Annotated in this window: 22 protein-coding genes, 1 tRNA gene and 2 riboswitches; of the genes, 2 read left to right on the top strand and 21 right to left on the bottom strand. The window is 27.1% G+C overall.

Annotated elements, in window-relative coordinates; translation table 11 throughout:
- Nucleotides 1–50: 50 nt before the first annotated feature.
- Nucleotides 51–137: riboswitch (glycine riboswitch) on the bottom strand.
- A gap of 2 nt (nt 138–139) precedes the next feature.
- A riboswitch (glycine riboswitch) is annotated at nt 140–216 on the bottom strand.
- A 122-nt stretch (nt 217–338) separates the two neighbouring features.
- The 10 genes from ACYUEX_RS05315 to treP form a co-directional block, all read right to left on the bottom strand.
- A complete protein-coding gene (locus ACYUEX_RS05315; protein ID WP_460286875.1) occupies nt 339–737 on the bottom strand; it encodes a hypothetical protein in 399 nt (132 codons plus the stop codon).
- Nucleotides 738–1,003: 266 nt separating this feature from the next.
- Nucleotides 1,004–1,963: a D-2-hydroxyacid dehydrogenase gene (locus ACYUEX_RS05310; RefSeq protein ID WP_460286874.1), complete on the bottom strand. Its 960-nt coding sequence runs from the start codon at nt 1,961–1,963 to the stop codon at nt 1,004–1,006.
- Nucleotides 1,964–1,983: 20 nt separating this feature from the next.
- Entirely contained in the window at nt 1,984–2,616 is a 633-nt protein-coding gene (gene ppaX, locus ACYUEX_RS05305) for a pyrophosphatase PpaX (protein WP_460286873.1), read from the bottom strand.
- Between the two features lie 154 nt (nt 2,617–2,770).
- Nucleotides 2,771–3,655: an SPL family radical SAM protein gene (locus ACYUEX_RS05300; RefSeq protein WP_460286872.1), complete on the bottom strand. Its 885-nt coding sequence runs from the start codon at nt 3,653–3,655 to the stop codon at nt 2,771–2,773.
- A 17-nt stretch (nt 3,656–3,672) separates the two neighbouring features.
- Nucleotides 3,673–4,434, bottom strand: a complete 762-nt coding sequence (locus ACYUEX_RS05295) for a GNAT family N-acetyltransferase (RefSeq protein ID WP_460286871.1) — start codon at nt 4,432–4,434, stop codon at nt 3,673–3,675.
- Nucleotides 4,434–5,090, bottom strand: coding sequence for a GyrI-like domain-containing protein (locus ACYUEX_RS05290; RefSeq protein ID WP_460286870.1), 657 nt, complete (start codon nt 5,088–5,090; stop codon nt 4,434–4,436). The genes ACYUEX_RS05295 and ACYUEX_RS05290 overlap by 1 nt, the downstream gene beginning before the upstream one ends.
- 67 nt (nt 5,091–5,157) lie before the next feature.
- Nucleotides 5,158–6,054 (bottom strand): helix-turn-helix transcriptional regulator, encoded by an 897-nt coding sequence (locus ACYUEX_RS05285; RefSeq protein WP_460286869.1) that lies wholly within the window; start codon nt 6,052–6,054, stop codon nt 5,158–5,160.
- Nucleotides 6,055–6,195: 141 nt separating this feature from the next.
- Nucleotides 6,196–6,280 (bottom strand) — tRNA-Leu (locus tag ACYUEX_RS05280).
- A 211-nt stretch (nt 6,281–6,491) separates the two neighbouring features.
- Entirely contained in the window at nt 6,492–8,150 is a 1,659-nt protein-coding gene (treC, locus tag ACYUEX_RS05275; protein WP_460286868.1) for an alpha,alpha-phosphotrehalase, read from the bottom strand.
- A gap of 55 nt (nt 8,151–8,205) precedes the next feature.
- Nucleotides 8,206–9,642 carry a PTS system trehalose-specific EIIBC component gene (treP, locus tag ACYUEX_RS05270; protein WP_460286867.1) on the bottom strand — a complete coding sequence of 479 codons (1,437 nt, stop codon included), beginning with the start codon at nt 9,640–9,642 and terminating at the stop codon, nt 8,206–8,208.
- 166 nt (nt 9,643–9,808) lie between these two features.
- Here treP and treR point away from each other — a divergent pair, with 166 nt between their 5' ends.
- Nucleotides 9,809–10,522 (top strand): trehalose operon repressor, encoded by a 714-nt coding sequence (treR, locus tag ACYUEX_RS05265; RefSeq protein ID WP_460286866.1) that lies wholly within the window; start codon nt 9,809–9,811, stop codon nt 10,520–10,522.
- Nucleotides 10,523–10,576: 54 nt separating this feature from the next.
- On the opposite strand, the gene ACYUEX_RS05260 is transcribed toward treR, so the two are convergent.
- The 3 genes from ACYUEX_RS05260 to ACYUEX_RS05250 form a co-directional block, all read right to left on the bottom strand.
- Nucleotides 10,577–11,707: a glycosyl hydrolase family 8 gene (locus ACYUEX_RS05260; protein ID WP_460286865.1), complete on the bottom strand. Its 1,131-nt coding sequence runs from the start codon at nt 11,705–11,707 to the stop codon at nt 10,577–10,579.
- A 23-nt stretch (nt 11,708–11,730) separates the two neighbouring features.
- The gene (locus ACYUEX_RS05255) at nt 11,731–12,513 is read right to left on the bottom strand and encodes a potassium channel family protein (protein WP_460286864.1); all 783 of its coding nucleotides are present in this window, start codon (nt 12,511–12,513) and stop codon (nt 11,731–11,733) included.
- A 139-nt stretch (nt 12,514–12,652) separates the two neighbouring features.
- Nucleotides 12,653–13,696: an aldose epimerase family protein gene (locus tag ACYUEX_RS05250; protein ID WP_460286863.1), complete on the bottom strand. Its 1,044-nt coding sequence runs from the start codon at nt 13,694–13,696 to the stop codon at nt 12,653–12,655.
- Nucleotides 13,697–14,130: 434 nt separating this feature from the next.
- Here ACYUEX_RS05250 and ACYUEX_RS05245 point away from each other — a divergent pair, with 434 nt between their 5' ends.
- On the top strand, nt 14,131–14,532 hold the full coding sequence (locus ACYUEX_RS05245) for a bacteriohemerythrin (RefSeq protein WP_460286862.1): 402 nt from the start codon (nt 14,131–14,133) through the stop codon (nt 14,530–14,532).
- An 81-nt stretch (nt 14,533–14,613) separates the two neighbouring features.
- Here the strand turns inward: ACYUEX_RS05245 and ACYUEX_RS05240 are convergent, their stop codons facing one another.
- The 8 genes from ACYUEX_RS05240 to ACYUEX_RS05205 form a co-directional block, all read right to left on the bottom strand.
- Nucleotides 14,614–14,952 carry a DUF1653 domain-containing protein gene (locus ACYUEX_RS05240; RefSeq protein WP_460286861.1) on the bottom strand — a complete coding sequence of 113 codons (339 nt, stop codon included), beginning with the start codon at nt 14,950–14,952 and terminating at the stop codon, nt 14,614–14,616.
- Nucleotides 14,953–14,962: 10 nt separating this feature from the next.
- Nucleotides 14,963–16,006 (bottom strand): NADH:flavin oxidoreductase/NADH oxidase, encoded by a 1,044-nt coding sequence (locus tag ACYUEX_RS05235; RefSeq protein WP_460286860.1) that lies wholly within the window; start codon nt 16,004–16,006, stop codon nt 14,963–14,965.
- 236 nt (nt 16,007–16,242) lie between these two features.
- Nucleotides 16,243–16,611, bottom strand: coding sequence for a phage holin family protein (locus ACYUEX_RS05230; RefSeq protein WP_460286859.1), 369 nt, complete (start codon nt 16,609–16,611; stop codon nt 16,243–16,245).
- 378 nt (nt 16,612–16,989) lie between these two features.
- The gene (locus ACYUEX_RS05225; protein ID WP_460286858.1) at nt 16,990–18,048 is read right to left on the bottom strand and encodes a peptidoglycan recognition protein family protein; all 1,059 of its coding nucleotides are present in this window, start codon (nt 18,046–18,048) and stop codon (nt 16,990–16,992) included.
- A 44-nt stretch (nt 18,049–18,092) separates the two neighbouring features.
- Entirely contained in the window at nt 18,093–18,380 is a 288-nt protein-coding gene (locus ACYUEX_RS05220; RefSeq protein ID WP_460286857.1) for a hypothetical protein, read from the bottom strand.
- Between the two features lie 9 nt (nt 18,381–18,389).
- Nucleotides 18,390–18,590: a BhlA/UviB family holin-like peptide gene (locus tag ACYUEX_RS05215; protein WP_460286856.1), complete on the bottom strand. Its 201-nt coding sequence runs from the start codon at nt 18,588–18,590 to the stop codon at nt 18,390–18,392.
- 352 nt (nt 18,591–18,942) lie between these two features.
- Nucleotides 18,943–19,224 (bottom strand): hypothetical protein, encoded by a 282-nt coding sequence (locus ACYUEX_RS05210; protein WP_460286855.1) that lies wholly within the window; start codon nt 19,222–19,224, stop codon nt 18,943–18,945.
- An 11-nt stretch (nt 19,225–19,235) separates the two neighbouring features.
- Nucleotides 19,236–22,697 carry a phage tail spike protein gene (locus ACYUEX_RS05205; protein ID WP_460286854.1) on the bottom strand — a complete coding sequence of 1,154 codons (3,462 nt, stop codon included), beginning with the start codon at nt 22,695–22,697 and terminating at the stop codon, nt 19,236–19,238.
- Nucleotides 22,698–22,836: the final 139 nt, after the last annotated feature.

Raw genomic sequence — 22,836 nt, 5'->3', positions numbered from 1 at the left:
AATAGATAGGTAAACAAGCTATAATAAATATATTTATAGCCCTATCTTATCCCCTGTCCTTTTACCTGAGAGTTTCAGTAACTTAAATTAATTAAATTACCTTGCTCCTTCGGTGCTCATCTGAGTCTCTCCAGAGGTTCGTCCAGTAACGGTCCTAATACCTGAAAGATTTACTTCTTCGGTGGATTAAAAAAATCACTCTCCCGCTACCTTCAACCGAACGTTATTAAGTTATAAAGACATTATATATAATTTTTTAAAAAATCTCAACCTATTATCACATTAATCTTAATATAATATATGCTTTCAATAATTTTACAATTGTTGTAATACCATACTTATTCTTTTCCAAAGCTATTTTCATAAATGTCAAAAAATAATGATATTTCACCACATTTTTTTCTTAATTTTGGATCATCAGTGTTTACTTGCCATCCATAAGTTTTATAAGGTTCATAATAATATTTACTTACAGACATAAGATTGAATTGATCTTTTATAAGTTTTAATCCATCAGCAAAATCAATTTTTGCTTGTTTTAAAGCTTTATCAGTATCTTTAAAAATAGGTCTTCCATTTTTATCTGCACCAATTCCATATGCCTCAGGATTGCTAAGCATAACCTCCCCTCCAATTTTATCATTATATTCAGCAACCACCTTTGCAGGTTGTTTTCCATAGCGAACCAATAAAAATATTAGAAATAAGCTTAAAATTAAAACTAAAAATTTCTTCACCTTAACCGCTCCTTTTTGGTTAATACAATAAATTATATCAATTACTTTTTACATTATATGTTAATTATAACATTTATAATTAATAGTAGAAGCAGTTATAAAAAAATGGACATATATAATCACATTTTTAAAACTTTAAACTTTTATACTTTCATAGAAATTAAAATAATGCGTAAATCATCTCATATTTGAGTGACTTACGCATTATAATTAAATCTTTAAATTAACCTTAAATAAATATATACTTTCTTATAATGTTTCTCTATTTAAATTTCTACTCTTCCTCTTATTTCTCCATTATAAAAAGCTTTGATATTTTTTATAATTTCTTCAAATAATCTATTTCTTGCTTCAACACTAGCCCAAGCAATATGAGGTGTTAATATTAGATTATCTTTGTTCTTTAGAGAAACTAACGGATTATCTCCTTTTATTGGTTCTACTTCAAATACATCTAAGGCAGCCCCTGCAATTAATTCTTCATCTATAGCCTTTGCTAAATCTTCTTCAACTACTATAGGACCTCTACCCATATTAACTAAAAGAGCTGATCTTTTCATTTTGCTAAGAGCATCATAATTTATTAATCCTTGAGTATCTTTATTTAATGGTGCATGAATAGAAATTATATCTGATGCTTCTAACAATTCTTCAAAGGTAACTCTCTTATAATCTGAATTTGAATTTTTTCCTGATGTTGAGTAATATACAATATTCACTCCAAAAGCTTCTCCTATTTTAGCTACTCTTTTTCCTATAGCTCCAAATCCTATAATCCCCCAAGTCTTTCCTTCTAACTCATAAAAAGGTTTAGTTAAATCAGTAAATAAACCTGATTTTGCATACTTCCCTGATTTAACATAACTATCATAGTATGAAATTTTATCATATAAGGATAAAACTGTTGCAAAAGTATGTTGAGCAACTGTATTAGTTGAATATCCTGCTACATTAGTAACTGCTATTTTATTTTCTTTAGCATATACAATGTCTATATTATTAAAACCTGTAGCTGTTTCACAGATAAGTTCTAAATTTTTAGATTCTTTTAGATTATTTTCATTTAAAACTACTTTATTAGTTAAAATTATATTAGCATCTTTTATTCTTTCTACTACTTCTTCTGGCTTTGTAGTATCATAATAAGTTACTTCTCCAAATTCCTCTAGCTTAGTAAAATCTAAATTCCCTAAAGTCTTTCCATCTAAAATTACTATATCCTTCATTTTATCCTCCTAATTTATAGTTATATTAAATTTAAAATCTCTTCTGGTCTATCTATAAAATAATCTGGTTCTGATTTCTTTAATTTATCTATTTCTATAAATGTATAATTCACTGCACAAGTCTTACATCCTGCTGATTTACCACAGAATATATCATAGTGACTATCTCCAACCATAATCGCTTCTTTGGGTTCAATTCCTAAATCACTACATGCTTTAAGTGCTGGATCTGGATTTGGTTTATGAAGATCTGTTGATTCTGGTGTTATAATTATATCCATAAAATCATATATTCCAGCTATCTTCATACCTCTTATTGCAAGCTCAGCTCTTTTTGATGTTACTATTCCTATTTTAATTCCCTTTTCTTTAAGAGTAGTTAAAAGCTCTTTAACTCCTTCAAAAGCAAAACACATGTTGTCGTGAATACTTTCATTGTATTCTCTATAATAAGCAACTAAATCTGCTACATCTTCTTCTTTAGCATGTTTTTTAAAAGGTTCTCCTAGAGGTCTTCCAAAGAAGTCTACGATTTCTTCTCTCTTTAATTCTATTCCTAACTTATTTTTAAAAGTTTTATAAAAAGAATCATAAATAAGCTCATTTGTATCTATTAATGTTCCATCTAAATCAAATAATACTGCTTTTATCATCTTATCCTCCTAATATTATGATTATTTATAATTATAATAACATATAAAATATGCTTGTACAAAAAATTAGCTTTATGTTGTTTATTTAAAAATAAAAAGATACCTAAAATTAATTAAGGCATCCATAAAAATATTAAATATATTTGTGACTAATTTAAAATAAACTTAACTGCTCATTATTATATTCCTTTTTATAACTATAGATTATATCACTCATTTTATAAAGTAATCCTAACTTATTACACTCATTTACAAAAATTTTATACAACTTCTTAGCTTTTAAACTTGCACACATATATTCATTTCCAAAATTTTTTATATACTTTTCTTTAATGTTTGGAAAAGACTCATCTAGCCTATCAAAAAAATAATTTCTTTGATTTGCTCTTAGTGTAACTCCAAAAGCAGGATAAATAAATTTTGCTCCATTTTCTTTTGCCATTCTTACGATATTAATTATATTTTCTTCTGTATCATTAATAAATGGTAAAATAGGCATTAATAATATTCCTGTATAAATCCCAGCATTAGATAACTTTCTAATGGCTTCAAATCTCTTAGACGTAACAACAACATTAGGTTCAATTCTTTTACACAATTCATCATCAGCTGTAGTAATAGTTATCTTACAAAGTATAGGTGAATGCTTTTTAATGCTTTGTAAAATATCAATATCTCTTGTAATTAAATCACTCTTTGTTGCAATAGCTACTCCAAACCCATTGCCATTTATAATTTCTAAGGCATTGCGTGTTAAAAGAAATTTATTTTCAAATGGATTATATGGATCGCTCATTGCCCCAGTTGCAACTACTCCTTTTTTTCTTTTTGATTTTAATTCTTTTCGTATAGTATCAAGTGCATTTTCTTTTATTCTAACAATGTCGAAGTTATCAATACCATAACATTCACTTCTACTGTCACAGTAAATGCAACCATGACTACATCCTTTATAAATATTCATATTATAATTAAATCCAAACCAGTTATTATTTTCTCTATATCCTGAAATTATACTTTTTGCAGGTATATAATCCATACTCAACTCTCCTAATTCTAAACTAGACCTTTTTCTCTAAAAAGCTTATTAATTTTACTTTCAGATAAAATTTCATTAGTTATAAAGTTTCCATCATAAAATAAACTGTACGTTGTGAAAGGACAAGGTGCATTTTGTGCTTGCTCCTTAGTCTCAAACTTAATCAACTTTAACTCAACTCCATTTTCTTCCGAAATTTTCTTTATCAAATTAACATATTTATCTGTATGAGGACATTGAGCAGAATAATACAAAACTAATCCTTTTTCATTAATAGCACCATTCTTTGAACATTCATTGAATTTAGGTATATCATACTCCTTAGAAAAAGGAAAATATAACAATTCATAATATGGGTTTGCACTATCACATACTTCAAAGCCTTTATATTTTAAATAATCTGGATCTGATAAAAAAGGCATTTTCTTTTTTGATGAAAGAGCTATAATACCATTCTTTCCTTTTCTCTTGCAATTATCAATACATTCATTTAATAATCTATTAGCATATCCTTTCCCCTTAAACTTTCCAGATACCCAAAAACAATTTATAAACATATAATTATTACCTTCAATAGGTACCCATGCATTTTCTACTGGTATATATTCAATAAACACTTTACCCCTTACATTTATTTTATTAAATATTAATCCATCATTAAATCTTTCTTTTAGCCATTCCTTTTTTAAATAAACTCCACACTCACCTTTTTTATCAGATAATGAACAACATATATGTTCGTTATCAATATTACTATGGTTTAATGTAATTATATCCACTATAGATTCCTCCTGACAGGATGTCTAAGTACTGTTCTCATCCTTTCTTTATCTATTTTTCTTGGATCTGATAGATATATTTCATGATGCCTTCTAATTTTCCCATCTTCATTAATTCCATTAATATCTATAATCAAGTTATTTTCTTTAATATATTCATCAATTTTTTTAATAGTTATATCTTCACTTTCAAATGCTCCAATATGCATGGATTGTACGCATAACCCTTCCTTAAATTCTTCTAAACTTGCTATAGATGTATCAATATAAGGTCTTTTCTTTTTAACTTCATTGCAAGCAAATTCAAATATCTCTTTTGTAACGAAGTCAGGCTGACGTATCATAGAAGTCCAAAAAAATTTTTCTTTTTCAGTAAAATTCATATCTCCATCTTCTTTTAGCCACCATAAGCCTTCAAGAGGCGGCATAACATATTCAAAGTATTCATTTTTATTTTTTATTTCCTTATTCATTTTAATTGTATAAGACAAAGCATATAATATCTCAACTGCCTTTTTATACTCTCCATCCTCATCATTTGGATTACCACATCCATCAATCATTATAAATTTCATATTAGGCACAAATATTTCCACTGGTCTTTCCTTAGGTAAATATAACTCTTTAAATTCCTTTTTATAATCTAACTTATCCATAATATCTCTCCTTATTAATATTTATAGATAAATATTACGATAATTAATATGACAACATACTGTCATATTAATATTGGCCTAATGCACATTTTAATCGATTTTTTAATTCTGCTCTTACATATTCTGGTTCAATTACTTCTACATTTTCTCCAAAAGACATAATATATCCAAATGATAATTCTCCTTTAGAAAGCTTTAAATTAACTATAAAATCACCATTTTCATCAAAAGAGTAATTTGTGAATTCATCATAAACTCTAAATGCTACTTTTTTATTTATCTTTAACTTTAAATTTATTAATGCACTAACATACTCTTTATCCTCCCCTATTAAAACTTTATTTGGTGTAGCTCTTATAAAATTTTCTGAAAGAATATTTAAATTATTTATTCTCGTAAGTTTAAAAAATCTATTATCCTTTCTTTCCCTACAATAACCATATAAATACCATCCTTGCCCTTTAAATACTAATTTTAATGGCTCAACAATACGATTCAGTGATTCTCCATTTGCACCAAAGTACTTAAAACTTAATAAATTCTTATTTATTATTGAACTCTTTATAGTTGCAAACTTTTCTCCTAAATCATTATTTTTATCCCAATTTGAAAAATCAACTTCAATCCAATTTTCATTATTTCCACCTAAGAAAGTACTTAATTTAGATAATGCTCCATTAAACTCATTTTCATTAATAGCACTAAGCCCCTGCATAGCTGCTATTATCTCTCGCTTTTCTTCTTCCGATAATATAGCTTTATTTAATACAAAATTTGATAGAAGACTTATTCCGCCCCCTTTTCCTTTACTCATGTAAATAGGAATTCCTGATTGTGATAATTTTTCTATATCTCTATAAATAGTTCTTTGAGATACCTCAAAATGTTCTGAAAGCTCTTTTGCTGTGATATTCTTTTTATCTAATAAAATATATAGTATTTCAAATAATCTATTAATCTTCATATAATCACCCTATTTTAGTTTATCAGAATTAAGATTAAATAGTAAGTTATGTTAATTATTGCCATAATTATTGTTGATAAATATTTATTAATATAAAAGAGAGTATATAAATGATAAAAATATCATTTATATACTCTCTTTTGGTGCAGATGGCGGGACTTGAACCCACACGAGGATTCCTCGTCACCCCCTCAAGATGATGCGTCTGCCATTCCGCCACATCTGCATAATATGTTTTTATAATTCTATTTTAATTTATATACTATAACTTTTCAATATTTATTAAAAGTATTATATAAATTAACCTATTGTAAGATGAACAAAAGTACTATATAACTCTAAAAAACCATGCATAGCTAGATCCTAAACTCTTTTCTATACATGGTTTTTATTAATAAATCATTACAAATGTATTTTATCAAAAGCAATTTTTATTATTAAAAAGAAATTACTATACTTCCATATGGTCCTAAAAATATATTTGCTTCTTCAATTTTATTTTCATCTGAATTATTTAAAATAATACTAGTATCTATATTAATTAACTCCTTCAGAGAAGCCATAGTTTTTTCACCATAAAAATTACATGCTACTAATATTTTTTTACCTTTGTACTCTCTAATATAAGCTAATATTTTTGGATGCTCTTCTAAAACAGGTATAAAACTTCCTTCACAAATTATTTCATTATTCTTTCTTAATTCTATTAATTTCTTATAGTAATTTAATATAGAATTAGAGTTATCTTTTTCTAGCTCTACATTTACGTTCTTATAATTATCACAAACCTTTATCCAAGGTAAGCCTGTAGTAAATCCAGAACTTATTTCAGCATTCCACTGCATTGGTGTTCTTGAATTATCTCTTGATCTATTTTTTAATATATTTAAAACCTCTTCTTCATCAATTCTCTCATTTAATAATGTATTATATGCATTTAATGATTCTATATCTCTATAATCCTTAATATTATTGAAGTTTGGATCTGTCATACCTATTTCTTCACCTTGATATATATATGGAGTTCCTCTCATTAAATGTATTACTGTAGCAAGCATCTTTGCTGATTTCTCTCTATATATTCTATCATTTCCAAATCTAGATACTATTCTAGGTTGATCATGATTGCACCAAAACAAAGCATTCCAACCATTTCCTTCTTCCATCTCAACTTGCCATCTAAAGAAAATATCCTTTAACATTGCAAAATTGAATGGAGCTAATCTCCATTTTTCACCATTAGGATAGTCTACTTTTAAATGATGAAAATTAAATGTCATACTTAATTCTTCATTATTAGGATTAGTATATTTTATACAGTTATCTATAGTTGTTGAAGACATTTCTCCAACTGTCATTATCTTATCATATTTTGAAAAAACTTCTTTGTTCATTAATTTTAGATACTCATGAATTTTAGGACCATCTGTATAAAATCTTCTACCATCTCTAGTAGCTGATGTAAAATCATCATCTAAGAATCTTGTATCCTTTGATATTAGATTTATAACGTCTAATCTAAATCCATCTACTCCCATATCAAGCCAGTATCTCATCATCTTGAATATTTCTTCTCTAAGCTTTGGATTTTCCCAATTTAAATCAGCTTGAGTTATGTCAAAGAGATGAAGGTAGTATTCATTTAAACTTTCTACATATTGCCATGCTGATCCTCCAAATTTAGAGTTCCAATTATTTGCCTTTTCTCTCCATATATAAAAATCATGATATGGATTATCTTTTCCCTTAAGAGCTTCCTTAAACCAAATATGCTCTGTTGAAGTATGGTTTACTACCATATCTAAAATTAACTTCATTCCTCTTTTATGAGTTTCTTCTAATAATCTTTTAAAATCTTCAAGTGTTCCAAACATCTTATCTATATTATAATAATCTGCTATATCATAGCCATTGTCATTTTGAGGTGACACATATATAGGTGTAAGCCATAGTACCTCCACCCCTAAATCCTTTAAGTAATCTAATTCTTCTATTATTCCAACTATATCTCCAATTCCATCTCCATTACTATCCCTAAAGCTTTTAGGATAAATTTGATATACTACTGAAGATTTCCACCAATTTTGCTCTTTCATTTACTCCACCTCTTAACAACTATGGTTGTAGCAATATTACTACAACCACAATTAATTATTCTAAATTTTCAATATCTGTTCCAAATTTTTTATTAAATATAAAAGTTAGTATTATAGGAACTACTACTGCTACACCCATTGCTATTATAAATGGTACCCAATATTGAGGTTGAATTGCTAGGAATCCTGGTAATCCTCCAATTCCTATTGAGTTAGCTAATACTCCTGACATTATAGATACAACAGCTGCTAAAGCTGAACCAATTAATGCTGCTACAAATGGATACTTATATTTAAGGTTAATTCCAAACATAGCTGGCTCTGTAACTCCAAGCCATGCAGATATTCCTGCTGATGCTGCAATTGATTTAATCCTTGCATTCTTCTTATATATAATTAACATTGCCACAGCTGATGCTCCTTGAGCTATATTGCTTAAGGCTATAAGTGGCCAAATCATTGTTCCACCATTAGCAATCAATTGTAGATCTACTGCTATAAATGTATGATGTAAACCTGTTATAACTAATGGTGCATAAGTTAATCCAAATATTATTGCACCTACTATTTTAAATGGTCCTGTTAATAAATAATTAAATATAATTGCTATATAATTACCAAGTTCTCTTGAAATTGGTCCAATTAGTATATATGATAATAAAACTGTAATTAAAAGTGTTACAAATGGTATTACTATAAGCTTTAATACATCTGGTATATATTTACGTAATGTAAGTTCAATCTTAGATAAAACTATACCTGATAAAATTGCCGGTATTACCTGTGCTTGATATCCAACCTTATCTATAGTGAACCATCCAAAATTCCAAAAAGGAACTGTTCCATTTTGTACTGCTTCTGCATATCCATAAGCATTTAGAAGTTGAGGTGATACTAAAGTAATACCTAATACAATTCCCAATATCTCTGAACCGCCAAACTTTTTAACTGTTGACCAAGTTACTGCTACAGGTAAGAAATGGAATATAGCTTCTCCTAAAATCCATAAAAAACTATGGATTTCTGCTAATATCGGGTGTAATTGTGTAAGAGTTTGAGTTCCATCTCCAAAAATAGCTAAATCACCAATTACATTCCTAAATCCTAAAATTAAACCACCTGTGATTATAGCTGGCAAAATTGGAATGAATATTTCAGCTAGACCTGCTATAACTCTTTGAATCAATGACATATTATTTTGAGCTGCTTTTTTAACTTCTTCTTTTGATTGCACTTTTAATCCTGATACTTCAATTAAATCATCATAAAAAGCTTGTACACTATTTCCTATTATTACTTGGAATTGACCTGCATTTATAAATGTACCTTTAACTGATGGTAACTTTTCGATTTCCTTTGCCTTTTCCTTTGCAACCTTTTCATCTTTTAATACAAATCTTAATCTAGTTACACAATGACTTGCACTTGCAATGTTATTTTTCCCTCCAATAAGTTCTAACAAGTCTAATGCTTCTTGTTTAAACTTTCCCATAGCACACTCTCCTTACAATTTATTTTGATTACGATTACATTATATCTTGTTTAAACAAGTATGTCAACACTTGTTTAAACAAGATTATTTCCTTTTTGTATTTTATTTTTAATTCATGATGCTATAATATATTATATAATATGCTCTAAAGGAGATTTTAAGCTATATGAAACAAGTGAAGTACACGGAAATATATGAATATTTAAAAAATAAAATTTTAAATGATGAATTTAAGGCTGGTGAAAAACTTCCATCTGAAAGTGAATTAACGACATTATTTAATGTAAGTAGAAATACAGTTAGACGTGCTATTAATCAACTATCCTTTGAAGGTCTTGTTACAAGTGTTCATGGAAAAGGAGTTTTTGTTTTAGAAAAACAACAACTTAAATTTTTAGTTGGAGGACTTCAGAGTTTTAAAGAAGCCTCAGTAACAAATAAAATGCTTTATTCAACTAATGTACATACTTTTCAAGAATTAATAGTAGATGAAAAACTTTCGAAAAAGACTGGTTTTTCACTAGGTTCAAAGGTAATTTACATAGCTAGATCTAGAAAAATAGATGGAGAAGAAACTATACTAGATATTAATTATTTTTTAAAAGACATAGTTAAAGATTTAAACGAGGATATTGCAAGCAATTCAATTTATGATTACATAGAAAATATACTTTCATTAAAAATTGCAGGTGCTCAAAAAATAGTTTCTATAGAGCCTGTTTCTAAATTAGATAGTACATTTTTAAATTTAAAGAACTATAATTTAGTTGCAATAATAAAAAATTATGTTTACTTAGATGATGGATCTTTATTTGAATACACAGAATCTAGACATAGACCTGATAAATTTACATTTTCTACATATGCTAAAAGATTATAAAAAAATGTACCAAAATCAAATAATGATTTTGGTACATTTTTTTCTTAATTAAACTTATTTATTAAATTTTCTTCTAAAAGCTAATAAGGCATTTAAATTATCATAAGAATAAACTTCCTCTGTTTTTTCATTTCCAAATGATCCATATATATTACTATTTTCATTTTTCACTTGAAAATTCTTCATTTTATTTATAGCCATTGTATATAGCTCCTCATCATTTATAACTTTTGCAATTTGAGCTATGTTAGCATAAATTGATGTTGATTCAATTTTGCTTTCATCTATTTTATTAGTGTTATAAGAAGTAGATATATATCCGAAGGTTTTAAGCCTATCCTTTATCCATTTTATGCTTTCATTTACATCTTCCTTTGCTTCAGCTTTATTCAAAATAACTAAAACAGACAGCAAAGTATCTATATTCTCTTCATTATCATATTCACTAATATTACCATCATAATACTTTCTATATAAAGGCAATTCACTACTTATAAATCCATTATTTATAACTTCCATTGATTTACTATAAACATCATTCCACTTATCGTCTAAAAGAGATAAAGTCTTAATTGCAGACAGATCTAAATAGCATAAAGTTGTTACATTACTTTTACCATATCCATCATGAAAATCTATTAACCTATTTTCTTGTGTTAAGTTTTTATATATTCCATTTGATATTTTTAATCCATAATATCTATACTTTAATTTGTCAAATTCTTCTGCTGCAACTATTAAAGATTCAGATATTCTTAAATCATCTATAGTAGCAGATACTTCTGAACTTTTTCCATTTTCTATTCTCCAACTAACTAATCCATTATCTAAAATCATATTTTCTTTTAAATAATTGAAGGACCTATCAAAGTTATCTTTTTCATTTCTATATAAATAATAATTTAAAATCATTCCTTGAGATTCTGATAAAATATCATGCCCTTTCGTTAAATCTCCTTCTGTTGAAATATTAACGTAATTAGTATATATACCACTTAAATCATTCATTAGCTTTTCATTTATAAAGTCTTTTAATATTTCCTCTTCATTAGTTATTTCTTCATTAGATATAACAGAGTTTATTTCTATTTTCTTTATATATTTAAATAAATATATGTAGCTTAAATAAAAAATAAGAATTAGGAATACTAATATTATAATTCCTATTTTATACTTCTTTTTCATATAGTTTCTTCTTTCCTTTCCCTTTAATTTTTCTTGTTTGATTTCAATATTTTTAAGGTTTCATAAATTTTATCTAATTCTGAATCAGATAGTGAATCTAAATTATCTATTTTATATTTAATGAAATCTATTGTTTCATCCTTAAAATCTTTTTTTCTTTTCTTTTTTCCATCATTATTTATTATATAGGCTGCAATTGTACTAGTTGTTACACCTATAAATCCTATTCCAAAAATCATTAATAAAATAGCTACTATTCTTCCTAAATTTGTAGTAAGCAAAACATCACCATATCCAACTGTAGTAAATGTAACAAAACTCCACCATATAGCATCTCCAAAACTAATGTCTTCTAGTAATGCAATAAATACAGCTCCTAATACAATTATAATAGTAGTCAAAATTAACATATAGTTAAACTTATTTAATCTTACTGATTCCCTTATTCTATTTTTAAATTTTACTATTAATATTATAAGAATAATGACTTTAATTATTTTAAATAATATTTTTAAGTCTATTCCTTCACCTAGATTTAATATATAAATTAATTTTCCTATTCCTATAATAGGAATTATAGATATTAAATCTACAATGTTATTAATAACAAATATAATTTTCCTTTTAGTTAATGTTAATCTTACTATATAATCAATAAAAAATATACAACAAACAACTAAGTTTATATAATAAAAGGTTTCTATCACAATAGTAGGTAGTTTATACATAAGCTCTAATATTATCATTATTGCAGACATTAGTGATAGTAAGCCAATAAAAACATCATAAAATAATCTTTTATGCATATAAAAACCTCTCCTATAGTTATCTACTTATATTTTATATAGTAACTTTAGAAAAAATGATATTTATTAAAAATATAACTTAAAAGGAGATGTATCAAAAATTATTTCATTACATCTCCTTCTATTATCTAAAATATTTTTATATTACTGAAAACTTATAAACTGTTTCTTTATTGTATTCCTCACCTTTTTTTAATATTGAATATTTCGCAAAAATATTATCTTTTCCAATAGGTGGACTTTGAGTTTCTATAGCTAAAGCATCTCTTTTTCCTACCTTTTTTCCACATTCTAAAAACTCATTATCTGGAAAATTAAGAGAATATAATACAACACTATTTTGATTTGTATAAACATCCATAATTCTTCCTGATCCTTTATGATATAGTCTAAGTTTTACATCATCTCCACCATTTAATATCCATGGGTGATCATATCCTTGTCCTATTTTAAGTTGATAATCTTCTTCTTCTATATCTCTACCTATTGTTTTAGGACTTGTAAAATCAAATGGAGTGCCTTCTATATTGATAAGTTCTCCAGTTGGAACTTGATTTTCATTAAGTTCAATTAAAAAATCACTATCTATATATAAATAATGGCTTAAAATATCTTCCTTACAATTTCCACTTAAATTAAAATAGCTATGATTAGTTAAATTAACTAATGTATCTTCATCACTTATTGCATTATAAGATATTTTTAACTCATTGTTTTCTGTAATTGTATATCTTACTATAACATTTAAATTACCTGGATAACCTTCTTCCCCCGAAGGACTTAAATAGGAAAATTCAACATAAGCTTCTTTTTCATTCTTATTAATTCTAGCGTCTAAAATTTTTTTATTAAACCCTTCTTTTCCTCCATGACCTTGGTTTACTCCATAATTTTTATTAAACATTAAAACCTTATCATTTAAATCAATATGACCTTCAGCTATTCTACCCGAAGTTCTTCCTATTAAGGCTCCATAATATGATAGGTTCTCTTCATATAAATTAATATCTTTGTATTTCATAACTACATTTTCAACTTTTTCATCTTTATCTGGTACTAATATATCTGTTACTATTCCACCGTAATTTAAAACATTTATTCCAAAACCACTTGAATTTCTTAAATTGTAGCTTATTACATCTTTGTCGCTAAACCTACCAACTAGCACCCTTAAAATCTCCATAGTTTCACTCCTAAAACTTATATTTATTTTAAATATATTATCAAAATGTATTAAATTTGTTACTATCAAGGTTTAATATATAAATTAAACCTGATAAAAGCCCTTATGTATTCGAACCATTTTATTACTTATATTCATAATATATACTCATAAAACTCAATAGTCAATGTAATCAATTAAATTTTTACTAATTTTTTCTTATTTTTTACTTTAAATTTACCATTTCTTTCTCTGACACAATTTATACACAAAATCTATATATTCTTATTAATGACTATTTCAATATCATGTATATTAAATAATTAAATTTTTATTATTCTTATAGTTAATTAAAGATTAATTATTCCACTATTTCCTAGTTTATTATTGTTTATTTCCTGTACCAAAGTTATAATAGTTTTATATTTCATTATTGTAGAAGGGGGAGCTATAAAATGGGATCTTGGTCTGATAAATACTCTGTAAACATAGAAATTATTGATGAGCAACATAAAGAATTATTTAATATCCTTGATAATTGCTATGAACTATTATTAAAAAATAAAGATGATGATAAGTATGATAAAATCATTACTATACTTGAAGAGTTGAAAAATTATACAATTTATCATTTTAAGACAGAAGAAGAATTTATGAAGAAAAATGGATACTCTAAGTTTCTATCTCACAAATTTGCTCATGATGCATTTATAGAACAGATTAATGGATTTGATTTATATTCTATAGATAGCGATCAAAAAAAGTCTATTAATGACCTTTTAGATATTGTTTCTAATTGGATAAAATTTCATATATTAGAAACAGATAAGAATATACATAAATATTTAAAAGTTTAATAAACAAATAGAAAACCAATAATCTAATTATATATTATTGGTTTTCTATTTGTTTATTTTATATTTTCTAGTTTATTTTTATTAATATTTAAATAATTCAAATCTATATTTTTGACTAACCTCAGGATATTTTTCTTTATCAACTTCACTTAAAAACATATCAATAGGTCTTGCATATATCCCCTTGTCATCATAAAGAGCTTTATATAACACTAACTCTTTAGAATCATCAGTTAAGTGAAAATATAAGTCATCCATCTTATATATAGTTATTATTGAGTTTAGTTCTGTATGAAAAGCCTGCAGCTTTATTGCTTCTTTAATATGATCTTCATTTTCTATTAGCTTACTAACTCCAATAACGGCATAATAGTTACTTTTAAAATGCTTATAAATTGCTGGACATTGCAACTCTCTCATTTTATTCTCCTTATTTATTTTGTATACTTCTTGGAAATCCTAATAAATATTGTTTAGGTATGTTACTTTCCTTATTTAATTTAACTGCAGCTTGTAGTGTCCAATAAGGATTTCTAAACATTGCTCTTCCTATAGCTACAAGATCTGCTTCTTCATTTCCAATTACAGCATTAGCAATTTCAGGTTCATCTAACTTTCCAACTGCAATAACTTCTGTATTTAATGCTTCCTTAATAGCTCTTGCTAAAGGAACTTGATATGCGGCATGAGTACCAGGCTTTCCAGCAGAAGCTATTGGCCCTTCACCACCTGCGCTAATATGAAAAATATCTGCTCCTGATTTTTGATATTCTTTAGAAATCTCTATACCTGTTTCAATTTCATATCCACCTTCAACGTATTCTTTTCCTGAAACACGCATAATTAATGGCATATTCTCTGGCATTTCACTTTTTGCTGCTTTAATTACATCTACTCCAAACTTAGTTAAATCTTTTCCATATTCATCATTTCTTTTATTAGTCAATGGTGAATGGAATTGATGTATTAAGTATCCATGAGCTCCGTGAATTTCTATGGCATCAAATCCAGCCTTAACAGCACGTTTAACTGCTAATCTAAACTTTTCAATAATTTCCTTAACCTCATTTGTAGATAATTCTCTTGGAGTTTTACATTTATCATCAAAAGGAATTGGTGATGGTGCAACTGGAACTTCGGCATCAGTTGCCTTTCTACCTGCATGAGCAATTTGAATTGCCACTTTTGCTCCATATTTATGACATTCATCCACTATTCTTTTTAATGGTTCTATTTGCTCATCACACCACAATCCTAAGTCATAATCACTAATACGTCCATCTGGCTCAACATCTGTCATTTCAATAATTATTAACCCTGTGCCTCCTATAGCCCTACTTACATAATGCATATAATGCCATTCAGTAGCTACTCCATCCTTTTTTTCTACTGAATATTGGCACATAGGTGGAAAAACTATTCTATTTTTTAATTCAAGTCCCTTTAATTTATATGGTGTAAATAAATCTTTCATCTAAATGTCTCCTTTCATTAATAGCTAATTTATCTTTAGTATAGAAAAAATAAACTAATAAAACAAGTAGGCACTTTTAAGTTAGTATATATAATTGATTTTTATATTTTAAGCTATTCTATGAAATCTCCAAAAACCCTTATTAGAATATTAAAGGGTTAAGATAAAGCTATCTTAACCCTTTAATGCTTTTTTATAGTTATCTATTAGCATCGTTTATGTTTTACTAAATTGTATTACATAACTCTCTTTGGGAATATTGCATCTAGTACTCCTATAACTAAAGCTGCTATTATTGCTCCGAATATAGATACCCTCATATTAGGTACAAGGAATTGTGCTACATATAATATTATAGCAGCAATAACAAATCCTTTTAATCCTTTTCCAAAAGGAGAAGCATCAACTCCCATAAATGATTCTACCAAATAATCTAATACAGTTATTACTACTGCTGCTAATAGATATGACCATAATCCATTAATACTAAATCCTGGAGTGAAGAAAGAGGTTAATCCTAAAACAATTGCTACAATTATTAATCTTCCTATCCAGCCTAAAATACTACCATTTTTATTTTCTTTTACATTGTCATTTTGTCCCATAAGAATTCCTCCTTTGTAACATTTCATTGGTTACATATAGTATTCTCTTAAATCCAAAAAATATTTAAAAAATAAACAAAATTTTTTAAAAATAAAATATTAATATATTCTGTTTTAACTTAATTTTTTAATTGACATAAAACTTGTCTTTGATTTATTATCTGTATAAGTAGTTAATTATTTTGCCAGGTAGAATTTTAATACATACTGCTTTTCTACCTGGTGTTATTTATGTAAGATTTAATTTGTAATTATTTTTCATTGATATATAAATAATTACAAATTTTCAATTTAAAATAATTTCATTTTTTAAGTCATTAATAAAAAAATTAAAAAAGGTAGCATCTAGAATATTACTTCTAAATGCTACCTTTAAAATTAATACATTGAATATGAAGTTATTAAGTTATCCTCATCATCTGAAGCGTAAATATTAATAATTCCAAAAGTTTCAGTTTTTATAGTATAAACATCATTTTGTGGATTACCTAATATTTCATATGATAAGCCACCATATCTTGAGGGTGCTAAAAATCCTACTTCATTTCCTGTTATAGGAGCAACATTTGTAGGATATACTCTCCAACTGTTTACTTTATGATTAAGATTTATATATTGCTTATTACTTTGCTGTGGTTTCTCCTGTTGCAGATTAGATGCTCCCTTACTATAAAATTCACTGTCACCATCTTTAGGTACGTATATATTTACTATACCAAAAGATTTAGTTTTAATTGTATAAACATCTTTTTGAGGATTTCCAAATATTTTATATTCTAATCCTCCGTAATTTGAAGGTGCTAGAGTCCCACACTCATTTCCTATTGTAGGCTCAACATTTGTAGCATATACATTCCATTTATTCATGTGTGGTTTTAAAAATAAATATTGTTCTATTTCAGATGGTTGTGGTTTTGATTCAGGTTGAATAGGCGGTATATTGTTGCTACTTAATCCACCTAGTTCAGCTTGTACCATATTTAAAAACCTTTGCCATCCCATATCTAATGTTCTATGAGGACAATATTTGCCACTAAAGTCCTGATGTTTTCTAATTTTAGAAATTCCCCATCCATATTGTTTTAATAATGATGCAACTTCTTTAGCTGCTCTTTGCTCTGCTTTTATAAACCTGTCTCCGCCAGATTTAGAATAACAAATTTCAACTGCTATATAATTTCTATTACCATCACCAGCTGATCCATCTCCAGCATGCCAAGCATTGCGGTTAAATGGTATTAATTGAATAGCTTCTTTATCATCTATAACTATATGAAATGATACCTCTGAATTATTATCTACTCTATTTATATTATTTCTTTCATTTTCAGCACTAGAATCGTTAGCTGTATTATGAATACATATTCCTTTTGGTTCCATATAATATGGACATTTTTCCTTATATTTATGTTTATCTATTAACATTTGTTTCAACATATAATTTCCACCTTAAATAATAATTTTATAATAAAACTTATTCTCTACTTATTAAGCTTTATTACTTCTACTTTAGCTAATAAGTCGTGTATAAAATTTGATCCTCTACTTATTAATATACCTGTTAATATAACCCCTAAATATGGAATACTAGTTTCTATACCTAATAATGATAGTAAATCTAATTTTGTACCAATAGCTATTAATAAAGCAATCGCTAATGCCCCTATTCTGTCTATAGATAATTTTCCATTTTGCCATACCATTTTTAAAGTTTCCCAAACACTTTCTGCTAGCAAAGAAATCAAGATTAACATAATTAAATTTTCCATTTTACATCTCTACCCCTCAATCTTATTCTTTATTTCTTTAACATCTTCCTTAATGTCTTCTACAACATTAAACTTATCTGCAAGTGTATCTAATAAATCCTGATATCTCTTTTCTCTTTCTCCTGTTGTTTTAAGTACATAAAGTAATAGAAAAACAAATAATGCATATCCTAATCCTTGCCCTACTGCTGCTTGCATTAATTCATCCATCTTACACCTACTTTCTTTATTAATAAATAAACGATTATTTACTAATACTCTTATTTTAAATATTTTATCTTTTGCTAAGTCCTTATAAATATATTTATACTATCTAATACTATAAAAACTTACTTTTTATAACCATAATTCAACTAGTATTTGTACTTTATTTTCAAATTAAAAAGAGCTTAAAATATAAGCTCTTTTATAATTTATAAACCTCTAATTGACGTTGAACTTATCTTTAATTTATTATCTATATCAAGTAGTTAATTATCTTGCTAGATGGATTGCATTAACACATACATATTTCTTATTCCACCTAGTTTTTAATAAAAAAGGAACCTGTAATATATAAATTCTATTGATACTTATCTAAATTAACTCTGTATTCTCCTTTAAGAATCAGCTTCTTATCTACAATTTTAAATTTCTCTATATTATCTAATACATATTGATCTTTCTCTAATACAATAAAGTCTATAATAAGTTTATAGTCCTCTTCATGGCCTCCAAAATACTTCATGCCCTGTATTCCTGTTGAATATCTTTGTATTTCTCCTGTACGCTTCATATAAAACAAAGTCATACTGGCTTCATGCTGTTCTAATGTATAATTATTAATAACATCTATATTTAACATATTTCCTCCTTTTATGCTAACACCACATAAGTTACATTAATACCAGTTGATGATATCATGTTATGGTTATCTACCGCTCTCCAATCTACTACTCCATGGACTTTAAAAGTACCATTTGATATATTTCTTTCCGAGTAGTAACAGTTTAACCAATACATTAAAAATCCACCTTCTTTTTTAATATTCTTTGGTGCAACAATTACTTCAAAATCTTTACCTCTGAACTCAGCCGGTAATTGTATTAACACTCCATTTTGGACATTAGCGTCTGTAAACACTTCCCCTTTGTAGAACAAGCAATGATATGCTTTAGACAATCCATCCTTTTTCCAATAGAACCCTTCTCTGCCCATTCTAGCTTTGCCTTGTCCATTATCGAAAGTTACTTCAATGCCATTCCCATCTACAACAGTATTACCATCAATTATCTCATCGGAATTAGGCTGCCATGGCACAGGATACCCTTGATTTATCATTATGTTAGAGATAAATATGAAAGAATATGCTAAATTTGTATATCCATTGTGTCTTATGTGTAGTCTTATACTTGTACAATTAGCTGGAGTAACTACTGTAGACACAACTTTTTTATTTGTATTTTGTACGACTGTTTCTAAATTTGTCGTAGATATTATTGACCCGTTTGAAGCTAGGAACTGAACTATTAATGTAGCTCCTAAAGTATTCTGTTGTGCCATAACCTCAGCAGAAATAGAATAAGTAACATTACCTTTAACAGCTACATCTTGATAGAAAAGTATTTCCTTTGTATCACTACTTCTAAATCCGTACTGATAACCCCTAGTAATATAATCTTCTGCCACAACAAACGCTCCACCTGTACCACTGTGTATATTCCAAAAAGCTATCCTATTTTTAAATTGAGAGTTCTTAATAATGTTATTCCCACCAGTACTTTTAAATTCTAGTCTTAATTGACTTGCTGTAAGTTCCATACTTGCTTTCGTAGAATAACTTTGTAATTTTGTATCTGTAGCACTATTAGCACTATTTATGGCTTGTTCTTTTGCAGTGTTTATTGTAGAACTTACAGTTGCTATAATCGCACTATCTGTTATCTTCTGTTCTGCATTAGCAACTCTAGTAGTTAAATTGGTTACTTTTCCATCTACTGTATTTAATTCTGATTTAGTACTATAAGTTGAATTTACAGTAGTTTTAAATCCACTTAAATCCTGTGATAAAGAAGCTTGTTTACTTTCTACAGTTGTTACTTTTCCACTAAGAGTATTTAAATTTCCTTCCACCGTATTAGCTTTAGTATCATCTGTATATTTAGATGCTTTTTCCCAGTCGCTAGTAACATAAGATCCACTAACCCTTGCAACTTTACATTTCATAATATCTCCGGATGGTCCACTTGTCCAAATATCCCCTACTTTATATGGAGTTGTTGGAGTAGAAGTAAATGCTTTAGCTTTACTATCTGCTAAACTATTAGCGTTATTCGCTGTAGTTTGTGCATTATTTACATTAGTTCCTAAAGTGGTTATAGAAGTTGTGTGACTTGCTACTGTAGAACTAATTCCATTTACAGTTTGTTTTAATGAGCTATAGCTATCTTTTAATTTAACTATCTCTCCATCTTCTTCAATAATTGTATCTTTAATTAATGTTTCTATCTGTCCATTCATTACTCCAATTTGAGTGGTATTACTTTCTGTTTTATTCTTAGTGATATCTGCTGTAGTTTTCAAATTATTAAAAGATACTTCTAAGCTTTGCCCTATAGTATCTAACATTATCTTACTTGCTTTAAATAAACTTGTATTAGTATCCTTATTTACTTCTGTAACTAAACTACTAATATTAATTTTAGATCCAGTGATATTTGCATTATCACTTATCATATCATTTCTAATAATAGAATTCTTTATTCCATCTTCTTTAAGTCCAGTTGCATCAAACATAAGATTTCCAGAACTATCCCAAACATACATATTGTAATCATTAGATGCATCCTTACCTATTTGCACTCTGGTTCTATTTGCATCATTTATTTGTATAGTATTATCTGCTATAAGCATTTTTCCACTATCACTTACTATTCTAAATTTGTTTGTTGATATATCTCCTGCATTTAACTTAGATAAGTCTAAATTTTCTATCATAGCTGACTTAATTACTGCATTATCTATTACTACATTTTCTGATGTTAGGTGAACTAATTGCCCATTCTCTCCACTTATAAATTTAGATAAAATAGTTTGTAAGTTAGCTGTATCACCTTCAAGAATACTTACTTTTATATTTGCTGCTGTAAGATCAGTAATATTAGCTTTATTTGATTGTAAATTAACTATATTTGCATTTATAGCATCTAGTTGAGATATTTTAGCTGTTGTTGCCTCTAAAGTTCCTATTCTCCCTACTGCAGCGTTAAGACTTTTAGTATCTACCTTATCTATTGTTATTTTATCAACAGCTTCCTTTATTGCTTTTTCAGATATTTTCCCATTATTTTCAGTAATATTACTTACTGTATTAGAAGCATCTCTAAATTCCTTTTGCAGCTCCTTAAAACTAAGAATTGTATTTGCCATTTCACAATCATTTTTCGTAGGATCATCTGGGTATTCAACTATTTTTACTATACGTTGTTCTTCTTTTATTTTTAAATCCTTTGATATAAGAGTAATTATATCTCCTAGTTTATAATCTAAAATATTTTTATAATTATCACTTATACTAGCTAAATCTATAATACTAGCTCTATAACTTTTATAAGGTTTTGATAATTCATTTAACTTTAATATAGCATCTTCTCTTAAGCTATCTATATCTGTATATTTTTCATCCTTCCATATTAAAGTCTTTATTTTTTTTGAGTATTGATAGTTTTCAACTAATACCTTGATATCATTTTTACCTATTGCAAGTATTCTTGTGTAATAGTCATAAGAATTTGCTTCTACTTCTAACTCTTTTAAATTAAGGGAATCTATAAAATATGCTCCTTTTTTACTACCAAGCCTTTCATAAACCTTAACTATTTTATTTAAAGTATCAAACTCTATTTCTAATCTATATACTTTCTTAGCCTCTTGTATTAAGTCCCATGTTGAGCAATTAGTTTTTTTAACAGTTCTTTTTTTATTAGTAGGATTAATTATTTCTACTGTCCAACCAGTCCCTGCTACTGCTAAAGTCAAGCACTGTTCAATATTTTGATTAGTACAATCAAAATGTTCCCAAGCTTGTCCTTCCAAATCTTCTACATTTATAACTGCAACTACTGATTTCCAGTTACCATCATCCTTTACTTCTTTAATTACAAACTCGTCAGTCTTATTTTTTATATAACATTCCTCAATTATGCTTTTTGATAAATTACTTGGATATAAAAAAGAAAGTGTTTTATCTCCTGTATCTAAAACACTTTCTATTTTATAATCTTTATAATTTACTAATCCTTCTATCTTCTTTTTATTTAAGTCATATAAATGTAACAATTTAAGGCCTCCTTTCTTTATTTTATAAGTTTTTTTACTATTTAATCACTAATCAATCAACATTAACTCTCTTGCTGTTATATTACAATTACATTTAAATAAATCTTCTTTATCTATTGAATCTATATTCTCTTCAATT

Source organism: Clostridium sp. CTA-7, assembly GCF_054768095.1.
The sequence above is the reverse complement of the archived record's forward strand: the minus strand, read 5'-3'. Positions and strand labels throughout refer to the sequence as shown.